Annotated in this window: 19 protein-coding genes; 1 reads left to right on the top strand and 18 read right to left on the bottom strand. The window is 36.5% G+C overall.

Annotated elements, in window-relative coordinates:
• Positions 1-467 precede the first annotated feature (467 nt).
• From VPHSUH08_RS01095 to VPHSUH08_RS01105, 3 genes are read right to left on the bottom strand one after another with little or no spacing between them, the layout of a single operon-like run.
• Positions 468-1,193, bottom strand: a complete 726-nt coding sequence (locus VPHSUH08_RS01095; protein ID WP_012864269.1) for an amino acid ABC transporter ATP-binding protein — start codon at positions 1,191-1,193, stop codon at positions 468-470.
• Complete coding sequence (locus tag VPHSUH08_RS01100) at positions 1,190-1,846, bottom strand: amino acid ABC transporter permease (RefSeq protein ID WP_004693053.1); 657 nt, start codon at positions 1,844-1,846, stop codon at positions 1,190-1,192. Before VPHSUH08_RS01100 ends, VPHSUH08_RS01095 begins: the two co-directional genes overlap by 4 nt.
• A gap of 11 nt (positions 1,847-1,857) precedes the next feature.
• Positions 1,858-2,664, bottom strand: coding sequence for a basic amino acid ABC transporter substrate-binding protein (locus VPHSUH08_RS01105; protein ID WP_024061785.1), 807 nt, complete (start codon positions 2,662-2,664; stop codon positions 1,858-1,860).
• Positions 2,665-3,567: 903 nt separating this feature from the next.
• Between VPHSUH08_RS01105 and VPHSUH08_RS01110 the strand changes: the two genes are divergently transcribed.
• The gene (locus VPHSUH08_RS01110; RefSeq protein ID WP_004693025.1) at positions 3,568-4,170 is read left to right on the top strand and encodes an HD-GYP domain-containing protein; all 603 of its coding nucleotides are present in this window, start codon (positions 3,568-3,570) and stop codon (positions 4,168-4,170) included.
• A 41-nt stretch (positions 4,171-4,211) separates the two neighbouring features.
• Here the strand turns inward: VPHSUH08_RS01110 and VPHSUH08_RS01115 are convergent, their stop codons facing one another.
• From VPHSUH08_RS01115 to coaE, 15 genes are all read right to left on the bottom strand, one after another.
• The gene (locus VPHSUH08_RS01115; RefSeq protein WP_105086525.1) at positions 4,212-4,907 is read right to left on the bottom strand and encodes a ComF family protein; all 696 of its coding nucleotides are present in this window, start codon (positions 4,905-4,907) and stop codon (positions 4,212-4,214) included.
• Positions 4,907-7,060, bottom strand: coding sequence for an ATP-dependent RecD-like DNA helicase (locus VPHSUH08_RS01120; RefSeq protein ID WP_105086526.1), 2,154 nt, complete (start codon positions 7,058-7,060; stop codon positions 4,907-4,909). Before VPHSUH08_RS01120 ends, VPHSUH08_RS01115 begins: the two co-directional genes overlap by 1 nt.
• The gene (locus VPHSUH08_RS01125) at positions 7,060-7,824 is read right to left on the bottom strand and encodes a shikimate kinase (protein ID WP_105086527.1); all 765 of its coding nucleotides are present in this window, start codon (positions 7,822-7,824) and stop codon (positions 7,060-7,062) included. Before VPHSUH08_RS01125 ends, VPHSUH08_RS01120 begins: the two co-directional genes overlap by 1 nt.
• 12 nt (positions 7,825-7,836) lie before the next feature.
• Entirely contained in the window at positions 7,837-8,769 is a 933-nt protein-coding gene (locus VPHSUH08_RS01130) for a bifunctional riboflavin kinase/FAD synthetase (protein WP_105086528.1), read from the bottom strand.
• A 2-nt stretch (positions 8,770-8,771) separates the two neighbouring features.
• Positions 8,772-9,713 (bottom strand): tRNA pseudouridine(55) synthase TruB, encoded by a 942-nt coding sequence (locus tag VPHSUH08_RS01135; protein WP_105086529.1) that lies wholly within the window; start codon positions 9,711-9,713, stop codon positions 8,772-8,774.
• Positions 9,714-9,715: 2 nt separating this feature from the next.
• The gene (locus tag VPHSUH08_RS01140) at positions 9,716-10,657 is read right to left on the bottom strand and encodes a bifunctional oligoribonuclease/PAP phosphatase NrnA (protein WP_077708370.1); all 942 of its coding nucleotides are present in this window, start codon (positions 10,655-10,657) and stop codon (positions 9,716-9,718) included.
• Positions 10,658-10,674: 17 nt separating this feature from the next.
• The gene (gene rbfA / locus VPHSUH08_RS01145) at positions 10,675-11,031 is read right to left on the bottom strand and encodes a 30S ribosome-binding factor RbfA (protein WP_008600771.1); all 357 of its coding nucleotides are present in this window, start codon (positions 11,029-11,031) and stop codon (positions 10,675-10,677) included.
• Positions 11,032-11,040: 9 nt separating this feature from the next.
• On the bottom strand, positions 11,041-13,503 hold the full coding sequence (infB, locus tag VPHSUH08_RS01150) for a translation initiation factor IF-2 (RefSeq protein ID WP_105086530.1): 2,463 nt from the start codon (positions 13,501-13,503) through the stop codon (positions 11,041-11,043).
• Between the two features lie 15 nt (positions 13,504-13,518).
• Positions 13,519-13,824, bottom strand: a complete 306-nt coding sequence (locus VPHSUH08_RS01155) for a ribosomal L7Ae/L30e/S12e/Gadd45 family protein (protein ID WP_105086531.1) — start codon at positions 13,822-13,824, stop codon at positions 13,519-13,521.
• A gap of 12 nt (positions 13,825-13,836) precedes the next feature.
• Positions 13,837-14,106: an RNase P modulator RnpM gene (gene rnpM, locus VPHSUH08_RS01160; protein ID WP_004693005.1), complete on the bottom strand. Its 270-nt coding sequence runs from the start codon at positions 14,104-14,106 to the stop codon at positions 13,837-13,839.
• A gap of 2 nt (positions 14,107-14,108) precedes the next feature.
• Positions 14,109-15,185 carry a transcription termination factor NusA gene (gene nusA, locus VPHSUH08_RS01165; protein ID WP_105086532.1) on the bottom strand — a complete coding sequence of 359 codons (1,077 nt, stop codon included), beginning with the start codon at positions 15,183-15,185 and terminating at the stop codon, positions 14,109-14,111.
• Positions 15,186-15,202: 17 nt separating this feature from the next.
• Positions 15,203-15,661, bottom strand: a complete 459-nt coding sequence (gene rimP / locus VPHSUH08_RS01170; protein WP_004693003.1) for a ribosome maturation factor RimP — start codon at positions 15,659-15,661, stop codon at positions 15,203-15,205.
• 262 nt (positions 15,662-15,923) lie between these two features.
• Positions 15,924-16,619: a hypothetical protein gene (locus VPHSUH08_RS01175; RefSeq protein WP_105086533.1), complete on the bottom strand. Its 696-nt coding sequence runs from the start codon at positions 16,617-16,619 to the stop codon at positions 15,924-15,926.
• Positions 16,603-17,157 (bottom strand): lytic transglycosylase domain-containing protein, encoded by a 555-nt coding sequence (locus tag VPHSUH08_RS01180; RefSeq protein WP_105086534.1) that lies wholly within the window; start codon positions 17,155-17,157, stop codon positions 16,603-16,605. Before VPHSUH08_RS01180 ends, VPHSUH08_RS01175 begins: the two co-directional genes overlap by 17 nt.
• A gap of 161 nt (positions 17,158-17,318) precedes the next feature.
• The gene (gene coaE / locus VPHSUH08_RS01185; protein WP_105086535.1) at positions 17,319-17,921 is read right to left on the bottom strand and encodes a dephospho-CoA kinase; all 603 of its coding nucleotides are present in this window, start codon (positions 17,919-17,921) and stop codon (positions 17,319-17,321) included.
• Positions 17,922-17,932: the final 11 nt, after the last annotated feature.

Here is a 17,932-nt window from a genome sequence, read left to right on the forward strand (position 1 = left end):
ATGTGTATCATAACACAGCATGTATAAAATATCAAACAACAATATTTACATTTTTAATGAATATACAAACACTAGAAACAAGAATATCATTTGCTGTAAATCTCAACAATCCCTATATCTATACATGTTATAAATAATTATATACGCCCTATAAATTAATTGTATATTTTTATAATCATAAAAATATGTGAATTAAAAATTATTGTTTTTAAAAATGACTGTATAAATTATTGTTATATCACAAATATTTATAGCAATAATCGTGTTTTTCAGATTAATCTACCCTGCAAAGCTTTATACAAACTCTTTATAATTAATAAATTCAGTCTAAAAGTTATCAAATATATTAATAGATATTAAGCTATACATATATAATAAAAATTAATATAAATAGATAGGTTAAATTTAATGTAAAAAAACAGGAAGCAATTTCTAATTCTAGAATTTGCTTCCTATAATTATATTATTTAATCTAACAAAATTTTATCTAAGAATGATTTTGTTCTTTCATTGGTAGGTGCATCAAATACGCGTTCAGGTGTATTATCTTCTAAAATCAAGCCACCATCAACAAATAACACTCTATCCGCTACCTTTTTCGCAAAGCCCATTTCATGAGTAACGATGACCATCGTCATACCTTCCTCAGCTAAAGACTTCATAACATCTAGCACTTCACTAACCATTTCAGGATCAAGAGCTGAAGTAGGTTCATCAAAAAGCATTACTTTTGGTTTCATAGCTAAAGCACGAGCAATAGCAACACGCTGCTTTTGACCGCCTGACAAAGAATCAGGGTATGCATTGGCTTTATCCGCCAAGCCTACTCGATCAAGTAAAGCTTGACCTATCTTCTTAGCCTCTTCCATAGATGTTTTACGAACCTTAGTTTGAGCTAAGGTAAGGTTTTCCATAACCGTCATATGCGGGAACAAATTAAAGTTTTGGAATACCATTCCTACTTCAGCACGAACGTCATTTAACTTTTTCTTATCAGAAAGATCCATGCCATCTACGATAACCTTACCAGATGTAGGTTCCTCCAAGTAGTTCATAGTGCGCAGTACCGTACTTTTACCAGAACCAGAAGGACCGATGATTACAACTACTTGACCTTGTTCAATATGTAAATTAATACCTTTTAGTACTTCATTTTTACCAAAAGATTTATGTACATTTTCTAATTTAATCATTTAATGCTATATTTCCTTTCAAGATATCCAACTAATTGTGAGATAGTCACTGTCATAATAAGGTAAATCACAGCAACCGTACCCCAGATTTCAAAGGATGCATAGGTTTTAGCAATGATTAATTGACCACGACGTGTCAACTCCTCGAAACCGATAACAGAAACTAAAGAGGAATCTTTCAACATGGCAATAAATTCGTTCCCTAACGGAGGAATAATTGCTTTAAAAGCTTGAGGCATAATGATGTAACGCATGGTTTGTCCCCAAGTTAAACCAAGAGAACGACCAGCCTCCATTTGACCTTTATCAATAGATTGAATACCAGCACGGAAAATTTCAGATACATAAGCACCAGAGTTAATACTACATGCGGTAACAGCCGCAATATATGGATCAATCCGTTGACCTGTAATCATAGGCAAGGCAAAATAGATTAGGAAAATTTGCACCAGTAATGGTGTACCACGAATGATATCTACATAACATTTTGCAAGCAATCTAACTAATCTAAATTTAGATAAATTTGCTAAAGATACTAAAAGACCGATAAAAAAGCCACAACCTACAGACATGGCTGTAATTTCTACAGTCACTAAAGCACCTTGTAACAAGAGCGGTAAATTATCCGCAATTAACCCCCAATTAAAACTCATAATCTCTCCTATTATTTAAATTCTAAAACTACTGGCATATCAGCAGGTGCATCTACATTAAACCATTTTTTATATAATGTATTAAATTCACCATCAGCCTTCATATCAGCAATTGCTTTATTGATTTCTTCTTGCAATGCTTTGTTATCCTTATTAATTGCTAAGCCCAAATATTCTTTAGTATTTGGATATGCCATAAATTTAATATGTTGGTCAGGATGCTTAGTACTGTAATATTGAGCTACAGGTAAATCGATTACAGTTGCATCTACTCCACCATTTTGTAATTCTAACAAAGCTTCATTACTATGGTCAAATTCTTTTACAGTAGTACCTTCAATTTTATGAGCTAAATCTGCACCAGTAGTACCTAATTGGGCTGCAATTTTTTTACCCTTTAAGTCATCAAGAGAATTCACAGCCGTTCCATCTTTATATACTACTGCTAAGGCATTTTCATAATAAGGAGAAGAAAATAATACTTTTTCACTTCTCGCTTTTGTAATAGTCATACCAGATGCAGCAACATCAATATCATGTGTGTTCAAAGCTGGAATCAAAGCATCAAAAGCTACATTTTTTAGCTCCACATCTTTATTAATACGCTTACCGATCGCACGAATCAATTCAATATCAAAACCTGTATAATCTTGAGTTTTTTCATCTTTAAACTCAAATGGAACAAATGTAGCATTAGTGCCAACGACAAGTTTATTAGATGTAGGTTGATTAGAGGAACCACATCCACCAACTAAAGAAGCCGCCATCACTAACATACAACCGCCAAGAATTATTTTTTTTACTTTGCTATTTAACATATTATCAACCTCATTATTTTAACTTACTACTACTTTATAATAGTATATAGATTTAGTATAATTATGTCAATAATTTTGTATATAATTTTAGATACAATCGCAAAATCGCTATATTTATATTTTAATTTTATACATTGTTTGTATAAATATTACTGTTATGTATAAAAACTTTCCCATAGTTAGTGGTTTTCTATAGATTTTATAATATACAACTGTATAAAAAAAGCACATGAGAAAAGCCTCATGTGCCCCTATACGGCTGACCTGGTCTTTGCCCCCACACTCGCCTGCTGGAAGGTTCGCTCATAAGTCCAAGACTCCCCACTACTACCTCTCTCGATTTTATCGGCAGGACTTACACCTAAGCCGCACCATGCTCACAACCCTTTGGGCTGCTTATGTGGATCGTTTTGCCTGCGACTAGCCTCGACTTTCAACCACAGACCCGTATAGACGTATTATAAAGAATAACAGTATTCATGTCTAGTTTTACTATTATTTTAAAAAATTTTTGATTATATAGTTAAGTAGCCAAACATAATTTTTTACCAAACATATTATCGCATAATTCTTAGAACAATGAGAATAAATTTTGCAACCCCTATTTGTTGATGTATAGAAAATTGGAATAGAAAACCTAAAATATTCTTCATAATATTTTAATATTTCTAAAATCACATTTTTTAAGTACCATATCTAGTGGATTCTTAAATTGTCAATTAGTTTTTGTATGCCAAATATGAATACAACATATTTGTAAGAACATACGTATCATACACAAAAAATTATTTATGGTGTATAATTTGTATACTGTTAAATTAGAACGGCCTAAAGTTGTACGATATGAACATAAGTACGAGGGGTTGTACCATATGTTCAGTTTGTTAGTTAGAGGGGTTTATTATGTTTATGTTATCATTGATGCAACCATCAGGTTTGTATGAACTGGAGAAAGACAGTTTAGAAGCCATAAGCGCACAACTTTTACAGATGATACAAATGAAAAGCTATCATCTCTATACACATTCTATTCAGGTTTCAAACTATGCTGTTAGCATCGCAGCTAAAATGGGTTTACCATTAAATGAAATTGAACAGATTCGTCACGCAGCTTTACTTCATGACGTGGGTCTATTAATGGTTCCTAATGCATTAATCCAAAAATCTCCATATCTTAATAAGCAAGAAATGTCTAAGTATAAACAACATGCGGCAAGTGGTGCCAATATGATTGAAAACTATCCTTGCTGCCAACAAATTTTACCTTATATTCGTTACCATCATGAAAAATGGGATGGTTCTGGTTATCCCAAACATTTACGTGGTGCCAATATTCCGTTAGGAGCTCGAATTATTGCTGTAGCAGATTACTATGATACAACAGTTAATCCTTCTACTGAATTTTGGGCAAAAACAAAAGCTAAAGCAAAAGAAGAACTCTTTAGTGCATCTGGCTCACTCTTTGATCCTGATGTAGTTAAAGCATTTATTGATGTGCTTGGCTAATATGAAATCAAATATTATATTCCTACATTTAGTAATAAAGATTAGAAACTACCACTAGCCAGCGTAAGGGCATCAACGCGTAGCGCTTTATGCTTTTGTAAGACTTTTGCTACAGCTTCAATTGTGGCACCTGTAGTATATATATCATCAACAATTAATATATTCTTATTGGTAAAATCAATATCCTTATAATCAGCACATATAACAAAGGCATCATCAATATTTTGATGCCTTTCTTTATTTGTTAATCCCCACATATCTCGAGAAGTATCAAACTTGTATATACAATCTAACCATTTAAAGTTTTTTCTATCTATTTCCCATAAAAAATGAGCCCATTCAAGAAAGAATAAATCTACTTGATTATATCCTCTCTTAGCTTTTTTCTTTTTGCTAGATGGTACAGGAACAATATAATCATACATAATTTTACAATTACTATTCACAATATTAGACTCATTATATTTCATGTAAAAGTTGTACGATACTAAAAAAGGAGCGGCCCCTTTGGACTGCTCCTTTTTTTCATTAAATTTTACATCGTAAATCATAGACTTTAGACCACCACGATATTCGGCCAACACACATACATCATCTACATAGTGTAAAAATTTATGTGGTACATGACGAATATGTAATAAATCTGTAAAACAAGCTTTACACCAATCCCCTTGTGTTGCCACAGGTGCACCACAGTGAGGGCATACAGGTGGAAATAGGAAATCCCAAAGACTCATTACGAATCACATCTCCCTTGTAGTCGTTCTTTAAACAATGTGTAACGTTCATCGGCATTAACAGTACGCACAGCACGTTCAACTGCGCTCGTAGTACCAACGATGATTACTTTACGCTTTGCCCGTGTAACAGCAGTATACAATAAATTACGTTGTAACATACCACCATAACGTGGAACAAATGGAATAATAACTACACCATACTCACTACCTTGACTCTTATGAACTGTAATAGCATAAGCAGGCATAATCATATGTGCTTCATCGATAGGTAGACGGACCTCTTTATGGATAAATCGGATACAAATATCGGTCCGCGTAATAGCATAGATAACGCCAATTTCGCCATTAAACACTTCTAACTCATAATCATTGAGAATTTGAATAACCTTATCCCCAACGCGATACGTAATACCATTGACACGAACTTCTCCCTTATAGCTGTCTGGAGGGTTTACGGCTTGTTGTACATATTGTGAAATCAATGTACTACCTGCTTCACCACGGCGCATAGGAGAAATAATTTGAATATCTAATTCATCCTCTATCGTCTCTTGTTCACGTTTATATACATCAATGATGGCTTTCATCATCATGTCATAAGATTTAACAGGAATAAAAGAAAACTCTTCGCTCACACCTTCCAGGTTAGGCATTTCACCACGGTTAATTGCGTAAGCACTTTCAACGATAGTATTACCAGAGCTTTGACGATAAATCTGATTAAGTCGTGTATAGGGCACACAATCACTATCTAATAAATCTTTTAATACGAACCCAGCACCTATAGGTGGTAATTGATCTACGTCACCCACAATAATGACATGGGCTTCCTTTGGAATAGCAGCCATCAAAGAATAGAATAAACGCACATTAAGCATAGATGCTTCATCGATGATAATGACATCTATATCTAGAGGATCATCTTCATTCTTTGTAAAGTCATAGGAGTCACTACCTTGAACAGGTACCAATAGACGATGAATTGTAGTAGCTTCAAACTCAGTGGCCTCGGTCAGACGCTTTGCAGCACGTCCCGTAGGAGCACAAAGTATAATGCGCCCCAATCCACCGAGTTGGAAACCTTTTACTAGTGCTTTGATGATAGTTGTTTTACCTGTACCAGGACCACCAGTTATAAGAGAAAACTTTTCAAAAAATGAGAGCTGTATAGCTTCTTTTTGAGCATCACCAAAGGTAATGTAGTTGTCTCGTTCAAACTTTTCAATAAAACTAGAAATATCTAATGCTATTGGATCAGCTTCTAATAGAAACTCACGAGTATAGTGGACACCTTCCACTTCAGAAACATACATCTCTGGCGGATAGATATATAAGATATCTTCATAATACGTACTATACAGTGCACCTTGTTCCAGCAGGCTTTCAATAAAGTTCGCAATATCATCTACATCAGTTTGTAATAAATCGTCAAGTCGACCGATAAGTTGATCTACTGGTAAACATGTATGACCTTGATTATCTAAACTACGTAGAATCCATTCTAAACCAGCCTCTAAACGACGTGTATCACTACCATTAATACCAAGATGCTCTGCTAGTGTATCGGCCGTACCAAAGAGCATATCCGGTGCTATACGTAATAATGTATAAGGATTGTCCTCTATAACTGCGACGGACTGCACACCATAATAGGTATATACAATACGACTCCATTTCGATGAAATGTGATGACTTTCAAAAAAATGATTTAAATCGGATAAAATACCTTCGCCAAGTAAGGTATTAAATAGCTCATCCTTAACACTCTTTCGGAGACCTGGAACATCTTTAATCTCTTCTGGACGTTCTTCCCGTAAAATTTCTAAAATATGAATACCGAAATACTCTAGTACCTTCTCTACGGATTTTTCACCAAAACCTTTTATGCCTAGGTTCAACAAATAAGTCTTGGCAGCACCCATATTATCAGGTTTTAACTTTTCAACACTGCTCGCATCAAATTGGCGGCCGTACTTTTCATGTTCTACATAGCGGCCCCGTACTTCGATGTCTTCCCCTTCTTTAGGAGACTCAAATTTGCCAGTACAAGTAATGTATTCCTCATTATAATCTTTTAGGATAAACACGCAATATGTACGTTGTGTATTCTCATATATAGTTCGGTATACAAATCCTCGTATGGCGTCCATTATTTCTCCGTATTCGGCAAAGCTTCAATAATTTCTTGCACTGCATCGGTAATACTGCCTTCGTTACCAATTTTAATATGTGCTACTTCTTCATATAAAGGATATCGTTCTTCATATACATTAAAAATATATTCGATACTTTCTTTTACAAGCGGACGAATCTCTAGATCCAAATCATCTAAAATATGATTTACATCGCGGTTAACAAATACAACAAGACCATTATTGCGCATCAATTTAACAGTTTTATCATAGGTAACAGTGCCGCCACCTGTAGCAATGACAGATGGTTTATTGTGAATTAATTCTTTGATTGTACTATATTCATATTCACTGAAAGCATCTTTACCATCATAAATATAAATATTTTGAACGGATTTACCTACCTTATCTTGAATCGTTTGATCTAAATCGAAAAAGTCGCGGCCTAACTCTTTTGCTAGAACCTTACCAACAGTAGTCTTACCTGCGCCAGGCATACCAATGAGAAAAATATGCTTATGCATATGCTCTTTTAAGAACTCATTACTCATAGAAACGACGGTTTTTATATAATTTTCAACATAAGGTGCTAACATTTTATCTTTACAATTTTGAGTATGTAAAGCAATGATACTTTCATCCCGTTCTTCATCAATAAGTGGTAAGTGATGTTCATCCTTATATTTACCAATTTCTTTAATCAGTGTGAGTCGCTTCTCAAACTCCGTAACTAATACAGAATCAATACTATCTATCTGTTTTCGAGCTTCTTTAATATCCATGAGAACCCCCTTTTATGCATTGGCCAAAATAGCTAGAGCCTGTTCTTCATCTACCTTCATTTGATCGATAAGATCTTGTAAATTATTAAATTTAACTTCCCCTCTAATATAAGAAATGAACTGTACAATTACTTCTTTTCCATATATATCTTGGTCAAAGTTAAAAACGTGTACTTCACATCTATGGTACTGATTTCTAAAGGTTGGATTATCTCCAATATTGCCTACCCCATCATACCAAATACCATCAATACATACACGATTAGCATAGACTCCATCTGGAGGTGTAACCATTTCATTAGGAAGTAATAGATTTAATGTAGGAAATCCTAATGTGCGTCCCCGTTGATCACCTTTAATCACAGTTCCTTTAAACTGGAATGGCCTACCTAGCCAATGATTTGCATCCTCCAAATTTCCTTCATGAATAGCTTTTCTAATTTCTGTACTAGAAATAGGTGTACTACGACCATCACAAGGTAATAAAGGCTGTACAAGAACTCGTATATTCTTATCCGCTACCACTTGTTTCATATATTCTGGATTACCAAGCCCCTTTGCACCGAATGTAAAGTTCTCACCGATTACAATAGCTTCCACATTCATATCATTGCAGAGCTCATGCAAGAATTCATCTGCAGTCATTTTTAATAATGCTTCAGTCATAGGTAACCGCAAAATATAGTCAACTTTGAGTTCTTCTAGCACAGTATCCATAATCTCTTCTTGAATCACTCGTTTAGGTACTCGTTCTGGATGTAATATAGTTAACGGATGATGCTCGAAGGTAATGATGATACTAACCCCATCGACTGATATAGCCTCTTCAACAGCCTTATGTATAACTCGTTGATGACCTCGATGAATGCCATCAAAGGTACCAAGGGCATATACTTTTGTATCTTTGATTTGACGTAGTTCATCAAACGAATGTAGTTGCTTCATACTTATCCTTCAATAAAAATATTTTTTTCCACTTTTAATGTGTGGTTGTTTCGTTTCATAATACCAATAAAACCATTCGGTCCATAAGCTCTATAGAGCTGACCTATTTCTGTGAAAGCAAATTCTTTACCAATCGGTAACTGCTTGCCTTCTATCATCATTCTTAATTGTACACTATTTACAGTTACTTTTGAAAGATGAGAAACAGCCGTATCTGTTGGCAACAACAAACTTTCACCATGTAGCATCAATTCTTCGGCCATCTTAGCAGAGCCGATATCAAAAGGGCCTACTTGAGTACGTGCCAAAGAAGTCATAGTGCCAGGAATACCTAAAGCAATACAAATATCGCGTAATAATGAGCGAATATAAGTCCCCCCTGAGCATGTCACGCGAATCGTGAAAAAAGGGAATCCATAAGCAATGAGCTCAATATTTTTAATATGAATTTGACGTAATGGTAGCTCTACAGGAATGCCTTTACGAGCATATTCATAAGCTCGAATACCATTTACTTTAATGGCAGAATACTTAGACGGTCTTTGGTCCTGAACGCCAGCAAATTTTTTCAAAATACTAACCAATTCTTCAAAGCCTGGTTTAACCATCGTTGCCGAGATTTCTGTAGATTGAATAGCTCGATTCAATACAATACCATTTCGCAATACCATATCATTATCTGGCAATACAGGTTGTCCTGAGCTATCTTCAGTATCCGTAAAAGTACCCAATTTACATTCTGCTACATAGGTTTTATCAAATTCATCCGTGTATTCTATGAGGCGCATAGCCTTGCCAAGAAACACAGGCAATACACCATAAGCCATAGGATCTAATGTACCGCTATGACCAATGCGCTTTTCCTTTAGAATACGACGACAAATAGCAACGGCATCATGGCTTGTAATGCCAGGTGGTTTTAAAAATGGTAATATCCCATCCATTATTAAATTACCTCAATGAGAGCTTGTTTTGCCTCTTCTAATGGTAGATTAATAGTACAACCAGCAGCACGAATATGACCACCACCACCAAAATGGCTTGCTACAACGTTCACATCAATACCTTTAGAACGTAAACTTACACGTGTTATATCATCAGCTTCTGCTTTTAACAAAATTGCCACATCTACAGTATCAACATTTCTAATAATATCTACAAAACCATCTGTATCATCGCCAAGAATAGTCATAGCCTCACGATTCAACTCGATGGTAGCAATCGTATCATTCTTGTAAAACTCGATAGTTTGCATAACTTGTTTTGTTAATTCTAAACGACTGGCAGATACGGCTTCTATTGTTTCAGAAATAACATTTGGTCTAGCCCCTGCAGCTACACATTTGGCAGCCATCTCAAGAGTATTTGCTGTAGTATTGCTAAATTTAAAGAAACCACAATCTGTAGCAATCGCCATATATAATGCAGTACCCATAGATTCAGTGATAGGCCAATTCCATTTTGTACATAAGTCGGTAACAATTTCACCAGTAGCAGCAAAGTCAGGCTTTAAATATAGATGGTCCGCGAATTCTGTATTAGAAATATGGTGATCTATATTAAAAATAGGTGCACTCCAAAGTGCACCTACTTTGCCAATTCGCTCATACGTGCTAGCATCCAAAACCATAAGCATATCAATATCAACTGGATTAGTTTCAAAATACGCTACATCATGAATGTGGTCCGTATATCGTAAGAATGTGTACTTCTCAGGAACTACATCATCCACTACCATATATACAGTTTTACCTTGTCCTACAAGGGCTTCGTAAAAGGCTACCATGGACCCAATAGCATCACCATCAGGTCTAATATGGACGGTTAGCATAATAGAATTAGCTTCACACAGAGCCATATGTAATTGACTAATAGTAATCTTACTCATGTTCTGTATCCTTTTTGTTAATTTGTTTCTTCATCCTTTTTGATTTCATTCAAAAGGGATTCAATATGCATGCTATAGTCTAAAGACGTATCCTTATCAAATGTGATAGAAGGAATATGGCGTAATTTAAGTACTTTGCCAAGCTCTGTACGAATATGACCTGCTGCATGCTTTAATGCGATAAGGGTATCTTCTTTTTCCTTATCGGAACCAAACAAGGAGACATAAATCGTAGCTTCACGTAAATCACCTGTTACATGAACATCGGTAATAGTAGTGAAGCCGATACGCGGATCTTTCAATCCGCGCATCAACATTTGACTTACCTCTTGTTTGATAAATTCTTGTAATTTTCTGACACGAACATCACTCATATAAACCTCCTATAATTGAGGTGCAATTTCTTCCATCAAGTAAGCTTCAATAACGTCGCCTTCCTTGATGTCGCGGTATCCTTCTAAGGAGATACCACATTCAAAGGATGTTTTAACTTCCTTAACTTCATCTTTAAATCGACGTAAAGAATCAACCTTACCTTCAAATACAACGATGCCGTCACGAATTAAACGAACTTCAGAGTCGTTAGTAATACGACCTTCTGTTACATAAGAGCCAGCTACAATAGCCTTTGGTGTGGAAATAACCTGACGCACTTCTGCACGACCTACGACAACCTCTTTAAATTGAGGCGCCAACATACCGCGCATAGCAGATTCAACGTCATTGATAGCATCATAAATTACACGATATGTACGCAAGTCAACCTTTTCTTGTTCCGCTGCACGTCGAACATTAGCATCAGGGCGTACATTAAAGCCCATTACAATCGCATTAGATGCAGATGCCAACATGATATCCGATTCATTAATAGCACCTACTGCAGCATGAACAATAACAATACGAACCTCAGGATTTTTGATGCCTTCTAACGATTGACGCAATGCTTCTACAGAACCTTGAACATCGGCTTTGATGATAATATTAAGATCCTTCAACTCGCCTTGTTGAATTTGGTTGAAAATATCATCTAATGTAACTTTATGTGTAGCTTGCAATTCTTGAACCCGTTGCTTAGCAATACGTTTTTCAGCAATTGCACGTGCTTCGTTGTCATCCATACCATTTATAATTTCACCGGCTTGTGGAACTTCGGAGAAGCCCAAAATTTCTACCGGCATAGACGGACGAGCAACTTTTACTTTTTCACCGCGCTCATTTGTCATGGCACGTACTTTACCGTATGCAGTACCAGCAAGTACTGTATCACCTACACGAAGAGAACCTTTTTGTACCAAGACAGTACATACAGCACCACGACCTTTATCAAGTTGAGCCTCGATAACTACGCCATATGCCTTACGGTTAGGGTTCGCTTTCAATTCCATAACTTCTGCTACAAGCAAAATATTTTCAAGTAAGTCTTCAATACCTTGTTTTTGTTTAGCAGATACAGGAACCATGATGACATCGCCGCCCCATTCTTCTGGTAAAAGACCATGTTCAGACAATTGTTGTTTAACATGGTCTGGGTTAGCACCTGGTTTATCCATTTTGTTGATAGCTACAATAATAGGTACATCTGCAGACTTCGCATGATTAATAGCCTCAATAGTTTGTGGCATTACTCCATCGTCAGCAGCTACTACGAGAACTGCGATATCTGTAGATTTTGCACCACGTAAACGCATAGCAGTAAATGCTTCATGACCTGGTGTGTCAAGGAATGTGATTTTATTATCCTTGTAGCGAACTTGGTACGCACCGATATGTTGAGTGATACCACCCGCTTCGCCAGCTGTTACATTAGTTTGACGAATTACGTCCAACAAAGATGTTTTACCATGGTCAACGTGACCCATAATAGTTACTACAGGAGGACGTGGTTTTAACGTTTCTGGTGCATCTTCAATCTCGATAACATCTGTAGGATCTTCTTCTGGTTCTACTTCAGTTACAGTTACACCGAACTCTTCAGCTACAATAGTAGCTGTGTCTACGTCAACTTCTTGGTTAATACTGGCCATAACACCTAAAAGCATCAATTTTTTGATGATTTCAGATACTTCACGCCCCATTTTTTCAGCTAATTCTTTAACAGTTAAAGGACCACTTAATTCGATTTCTGTAGCAATTGCTGCTTCAGCCTTACGTTCAGCTTCTGCTTTTTGCTGTAAGTACTGCTCGTTACGATGTTTTACGCGATTCTTCTTTTTTTGCATAGATGTAGATAACAAGGATTGAGGGCGGTTATTGCCACCTTTTTTATTTTTCTTGTTACGGCGATCATTATTAGAATTGCGGTTATCGTTATTGCGGTTGTCGTTATTACGATTATCATTGTTGCGATTATCATTATTACGCGCATCATTAGAGCGAACGTTATTACGGTTATCATTATTGCGGGTATTATTAGGGCGATTGTTAGCGCGGTCTCCACCATGTTGGTTACCATCGGATTTGCGTGTAGGCTCAGAGATTTGTACATGACGTACATTGCCTTTTTTATGGTCCTTTTGTTTAGATTGATCGTCTTGTTTTTGACCAGATTGTTTATGTTTATCTTTTTTCTGTTCGTTAGAACGATTTGGATGTTGTTTATGTGATGCAACTTCTTGTTTATGAGCTGCAGGAGCAGACTTTTGTTCTACCTTTTTTTCTGTTTTTTGTACTACTTTAGGAGCTTCAGCTTTTTTACCTAATTGTTTTTTTACAATTTCGTAACCTGAATCATCTACAGAATTAACTGCTTTCGTAACATTGATATTATTTTGTTGCAAGATAGAAATGACCTGCTTACTTTCTACGCCGAACTCTTTGGCGATTTCATGAACGCGCTTTTTGGACATCTACATACCCCCTTATTATCGATCAATCTCTTTAAGTAATGCCTTTGCAAATCCATCATCTAGTACGGCAACTACTACCCTAACTTCCTTACCAATGGCCGTTCCTAAAGCCTCCTTATTGGCAATACTATGAAGTGGAATGTGATGGGTTTCTGCTAATTGAGTATATTTTTTTTCATTGTTGGCTGCACAGTCACCAGCGAGAAGTACTAACTTTGGTTCCTTTCTTTTTATAGCTTTTTCTACAATGAAGTCACCAGAAATAACTTGTCCTGCTCGTTGTGCTAGACCTAAGAGATTCAAAATTTTATCTTCATTCATGTATATCAGTGATTACTCATTCTCTTGTAAATCACGTTGTAATGCTTCGTATATCTCTTTAGATACACTATGTTTTAATGATCGTTCTAATCGTTTTGCCTTATAAGCCTGCTCAAAACATGACATAGACTCACATAAATAAGCTCCACGTCCTGGTGCTTTACCGCTGCGATCAATAGTGATATTGCCGTCTGGACTCAAGGCTACGCGAATCAACTCTCGTTTTGCCTTAGGTTCACCACATCCTACGCAAGTACGCATAGGTTGGGATTTTGGTTTCATGACTATTCACCATCCTCAGCATTGCCAAAACCTGTGAAAGGTTCTTCAGCAGCTTGAGTTTCGCTTTTAATATCAATTTTCCAGTTAGTCAACTTAGCAGCTAAACGAGCATTTTGACCAGCCTTACCAATAGCTAAAGATAATTGATAATCAGGTACTACTACATAAGAAGCTTTTTCTTCTTCGCTTACATCTACAGATACAACCTTCGCAGGACTCAGGGAGTTAGCAATATAAATTGCTGGATCTTCATCCCATTTAACAATGTCAATTTTTTCATCGTGTAATTCATCAACAATATGTTGTACACGTTGTCCTTTAGGACCTACGCAAGCACCTACAGGGTCAACATTTTCATCTCGACTATATACAGCGATTTTAGAACGCATCCCCGGCTCACGAGCTACAGACTTAAGCTCTACTACGCCTTCAAAGATTTCTGGAACCTCTAATTCAAATAGACGTTTTAATAGACCTGGATGTGTACGAGAAATCATAATTTGAGGGCCTTTCGTAGTTTTCTTAACCTCTACGATATAGCATTTAATACGATCCCCTTCACGGTATGTTTCAGTAGCAATTTGCTCTGTTGGAGGTAAAATTGCTTCTGTTTTACCAAGGTCGATAAACACATTTTTACCTTCGACACGTGTAATAACACCAGTGATGATATCACCTTCACGACTGTAGTATTCCTCATATACTACACTGCGCTCAGCCTCTTTTAAACGTTGAATAAGCATTTGTTTTGCAGTATGGGCAGCACTACGACCAAAGTTAGCAGGAGTTACATCGACTTCTACTACATCACCAATCTCAAAACGCTTATCTTTTTTGCGAGCATCTAACAAGCTAATTTCGGTTTCAGGCAATTCAACAGTTTCCACAACTTGTTTTTTTGCCATTACTTTATAAACACCTGTTTCGCGGTCAATCACAACGTACGCATCTGGATTAGATGTTGGTTCTTTGCGATATGCTTGCAGTAATGCAGCCTCTAAGGATTCAAAAATAACCTCAGGAGCAAAACCTTTTTGTTTTGTAAGCACCATTACCGCTTGAATTAATTCTTGACTCACTCGTATGCCTCCATATATTAAAAATCGAGATGTAATCGAATTTGTGCAATAGCAGAACGTTCAAATGTTATGCTTTCACCATTAATAGTAAAGTCGATAGATGTGTCCGTAAAACCTTGTAATGCACCAGTAAATTGTTTACTGCCATTAACAGGCTTAAACAACTGAATATCTACATCACGGCCATTATACCGAACTAAATCCTTATCTTTCTTTAGAACTCGATCAAGGCCAGGAGAAGATACCTCCAATAAATAATTTTCCGTAATTGGATCCTTTTCATCGAGGACAGCACTTAATTTTTCGCTCACCAACTGACAGTCATCCAAATCTACACCACCTGGTTTATCAAGGTAGACACGTAAATACCAATCCCGTTCACGTACATAGTCTACATCGACGAGTTCCATATCGGTGCCGGCTATAATACCTTCAACTACAGAGGATACAAACTCCTCCACTGCTTCTCTTTTCATAGCCATCGCCTCCTTACTTACTACATCTTGTATATATCTCTTGATTCTAAATACTTTAAAATTGAGCTAATCATAAATGAAAGAGTGGACATAAGCCCACTCTTTTAAAAGATTATATAAAAGTCATATATAGTATATCACATTTGCTGTGTATATACAAATTCTACGCTTTTGAATGGGCATTAAAGAAACCAATCCCACATAAGTCATTCTATAAAAACAAAAAATGACAAAAAATAGCATAGTTAAATCTATCCAAACTTTAATCAATGCGCTCATTCAAGCCTTTTAGTATAGCACCTAAATGCTCACGCAATAGCACTGCTAAATCATCTAGATTTTTTGCATCTAAATGATGGTCGATTTCTGGATAGCTTTTATAGCGAAGTTCCGCAAAGTATTCATCACGCAATTCATTATAATACAATAGTAAGCCTGTACACTCATCCATCTTGCGGTATTCGCCGATGATAAAAGACCCATTAATCATGCGAATCGCATGGGCTGGATCAATATCACGTACAAAGCCTTCTAACTCCTCAGGCATAACTTGTGAAAAGTCCCATGAAGGAATCCCTCGGCGGCGATATGTAAAAGTAAAATTATTAGAAGGTTCAATAAACATATTTGTAAGCCCTTTTACACATCGTTCTTGTAGCCCTGTCCAAAAAGACTCTAAATCGGCTCGCACAAAAGAAATGTCCACAAAGGAAAATAGTGGCATTTCTATATGTACTGTATAGTCCTCTACCTCTTTATCATATAAGGCAGACCAACGCCACCCCAATTCATTTTGATAGTGGAAAATAGGCACCTTTAATACGTCTTCACCAGCACTAATACGATTAGCTAATATTGTATAGTCACTTTCAGTAGATGTAACTAACGTAAAGCCGTCAACAGTTTGAGGTAACCAAGAATAGTCTAAGGCTTTACAAGCTTCAATAATTGTTTCCATATAACGCCTCATATCTTTCTTGATACTGTAAGACCGCCTTTACATAGCTACGGGTCTCAGGAAACGGAATCGTATCGACCATTCCATTCCAGTTATTGTCACGAAGCCACGATTCCACATGACCACGACCAGCATTGTAAGCAGCTAATGCTAACACCTGATCACCATTAAATTCCTTTAACAAGTGACCTAAATACCATGTACCTAGCTCAATATTTATAGTAGGCTCTTTAAGTTGACGATCTGTATAGTTACCATGCCCCACTTGCTGTGCCACCCATCGTGCCGTATCTGGCATGAGTTGCATCAATCCAAGAGCCCCCGTTTCAGACTCCGCTGTGTTTTTATACTTGCTTTCTGCTAAGATAACACTAGCTACCAAAGATGGAGGTACCTGCTCTTTCTCAGCTGCAGCTATAACTTCCTCTTTATAGTTAAAGGGATACGCGATTTGACGCGCCAAATGGTCATCTAGATATGTAAAATAAAACCATCCTAGTACAACACAAGATAATGCCGTTGCCGTTGCACGTTTCATATATCCCCCTTTCTATATAGAAACTATACATAGTCACCAAGATATAAAATATAACAAAATACTAGGTTAATATTATACGAAGTTTTATGGGCTTATTATACCATTTAATAGTAATTTTTATATACCAATTTTGACACATAAAATGACTATCATTGAAGTTCTTATAAAACTGATTCGATACGCTCATTCCAAATGATATCTAATTGTTCCTTTAAATCCAGAGGTGTACCATTATTATCAATGATTACATCCGCGTAAGACCGTTTATCCTCAAGACGCATTTGACTATTAATACGAGCCAATGCCTCCTCCTCAGTCAATCCATTGCGGCTCATTAAGCGCTCAATTTGAGTCGACTCATTCACATATACGAGCCACACCTCGTCCATCATGGTATACCATTCTCCCTCGATAAGTAAGGGGATATCATAGAGTAAAACTGGTGTATGTAGCTCCTCATAATGAGCTGTAAGTTCCATAATTCGATTTTGAATATGCTCCTTTAAACAACCATTCAATTGTTGGCGCTTTTTTGCATTGTGAAAGACAATAGCTCCTAATGCTTCTCGGTTTAATGTCCCATCATCGTGCAATACATCGGTTCCAAATGCATCTACAACTGCTTCTAAACCCTTTGTACCAGGTTCAACAACTTCACGAGCCACAATATCAGCATCGATATATGGTATACCTTTATCCTTAAAATATGTAAGAACTGTACTTTTGCCCGATGCGATGCCACCAGTTAAGCCAATTTTAAACATATATACCTTCT

This window comes from Veillonella sp. S13054-11, assembly GCF_002959795.1.
GTDB lineage: Bacteria > Bacillota > Negativicutes > Veillonellales > Veillonellaceae > Veillonella > Veillonella parvula_E.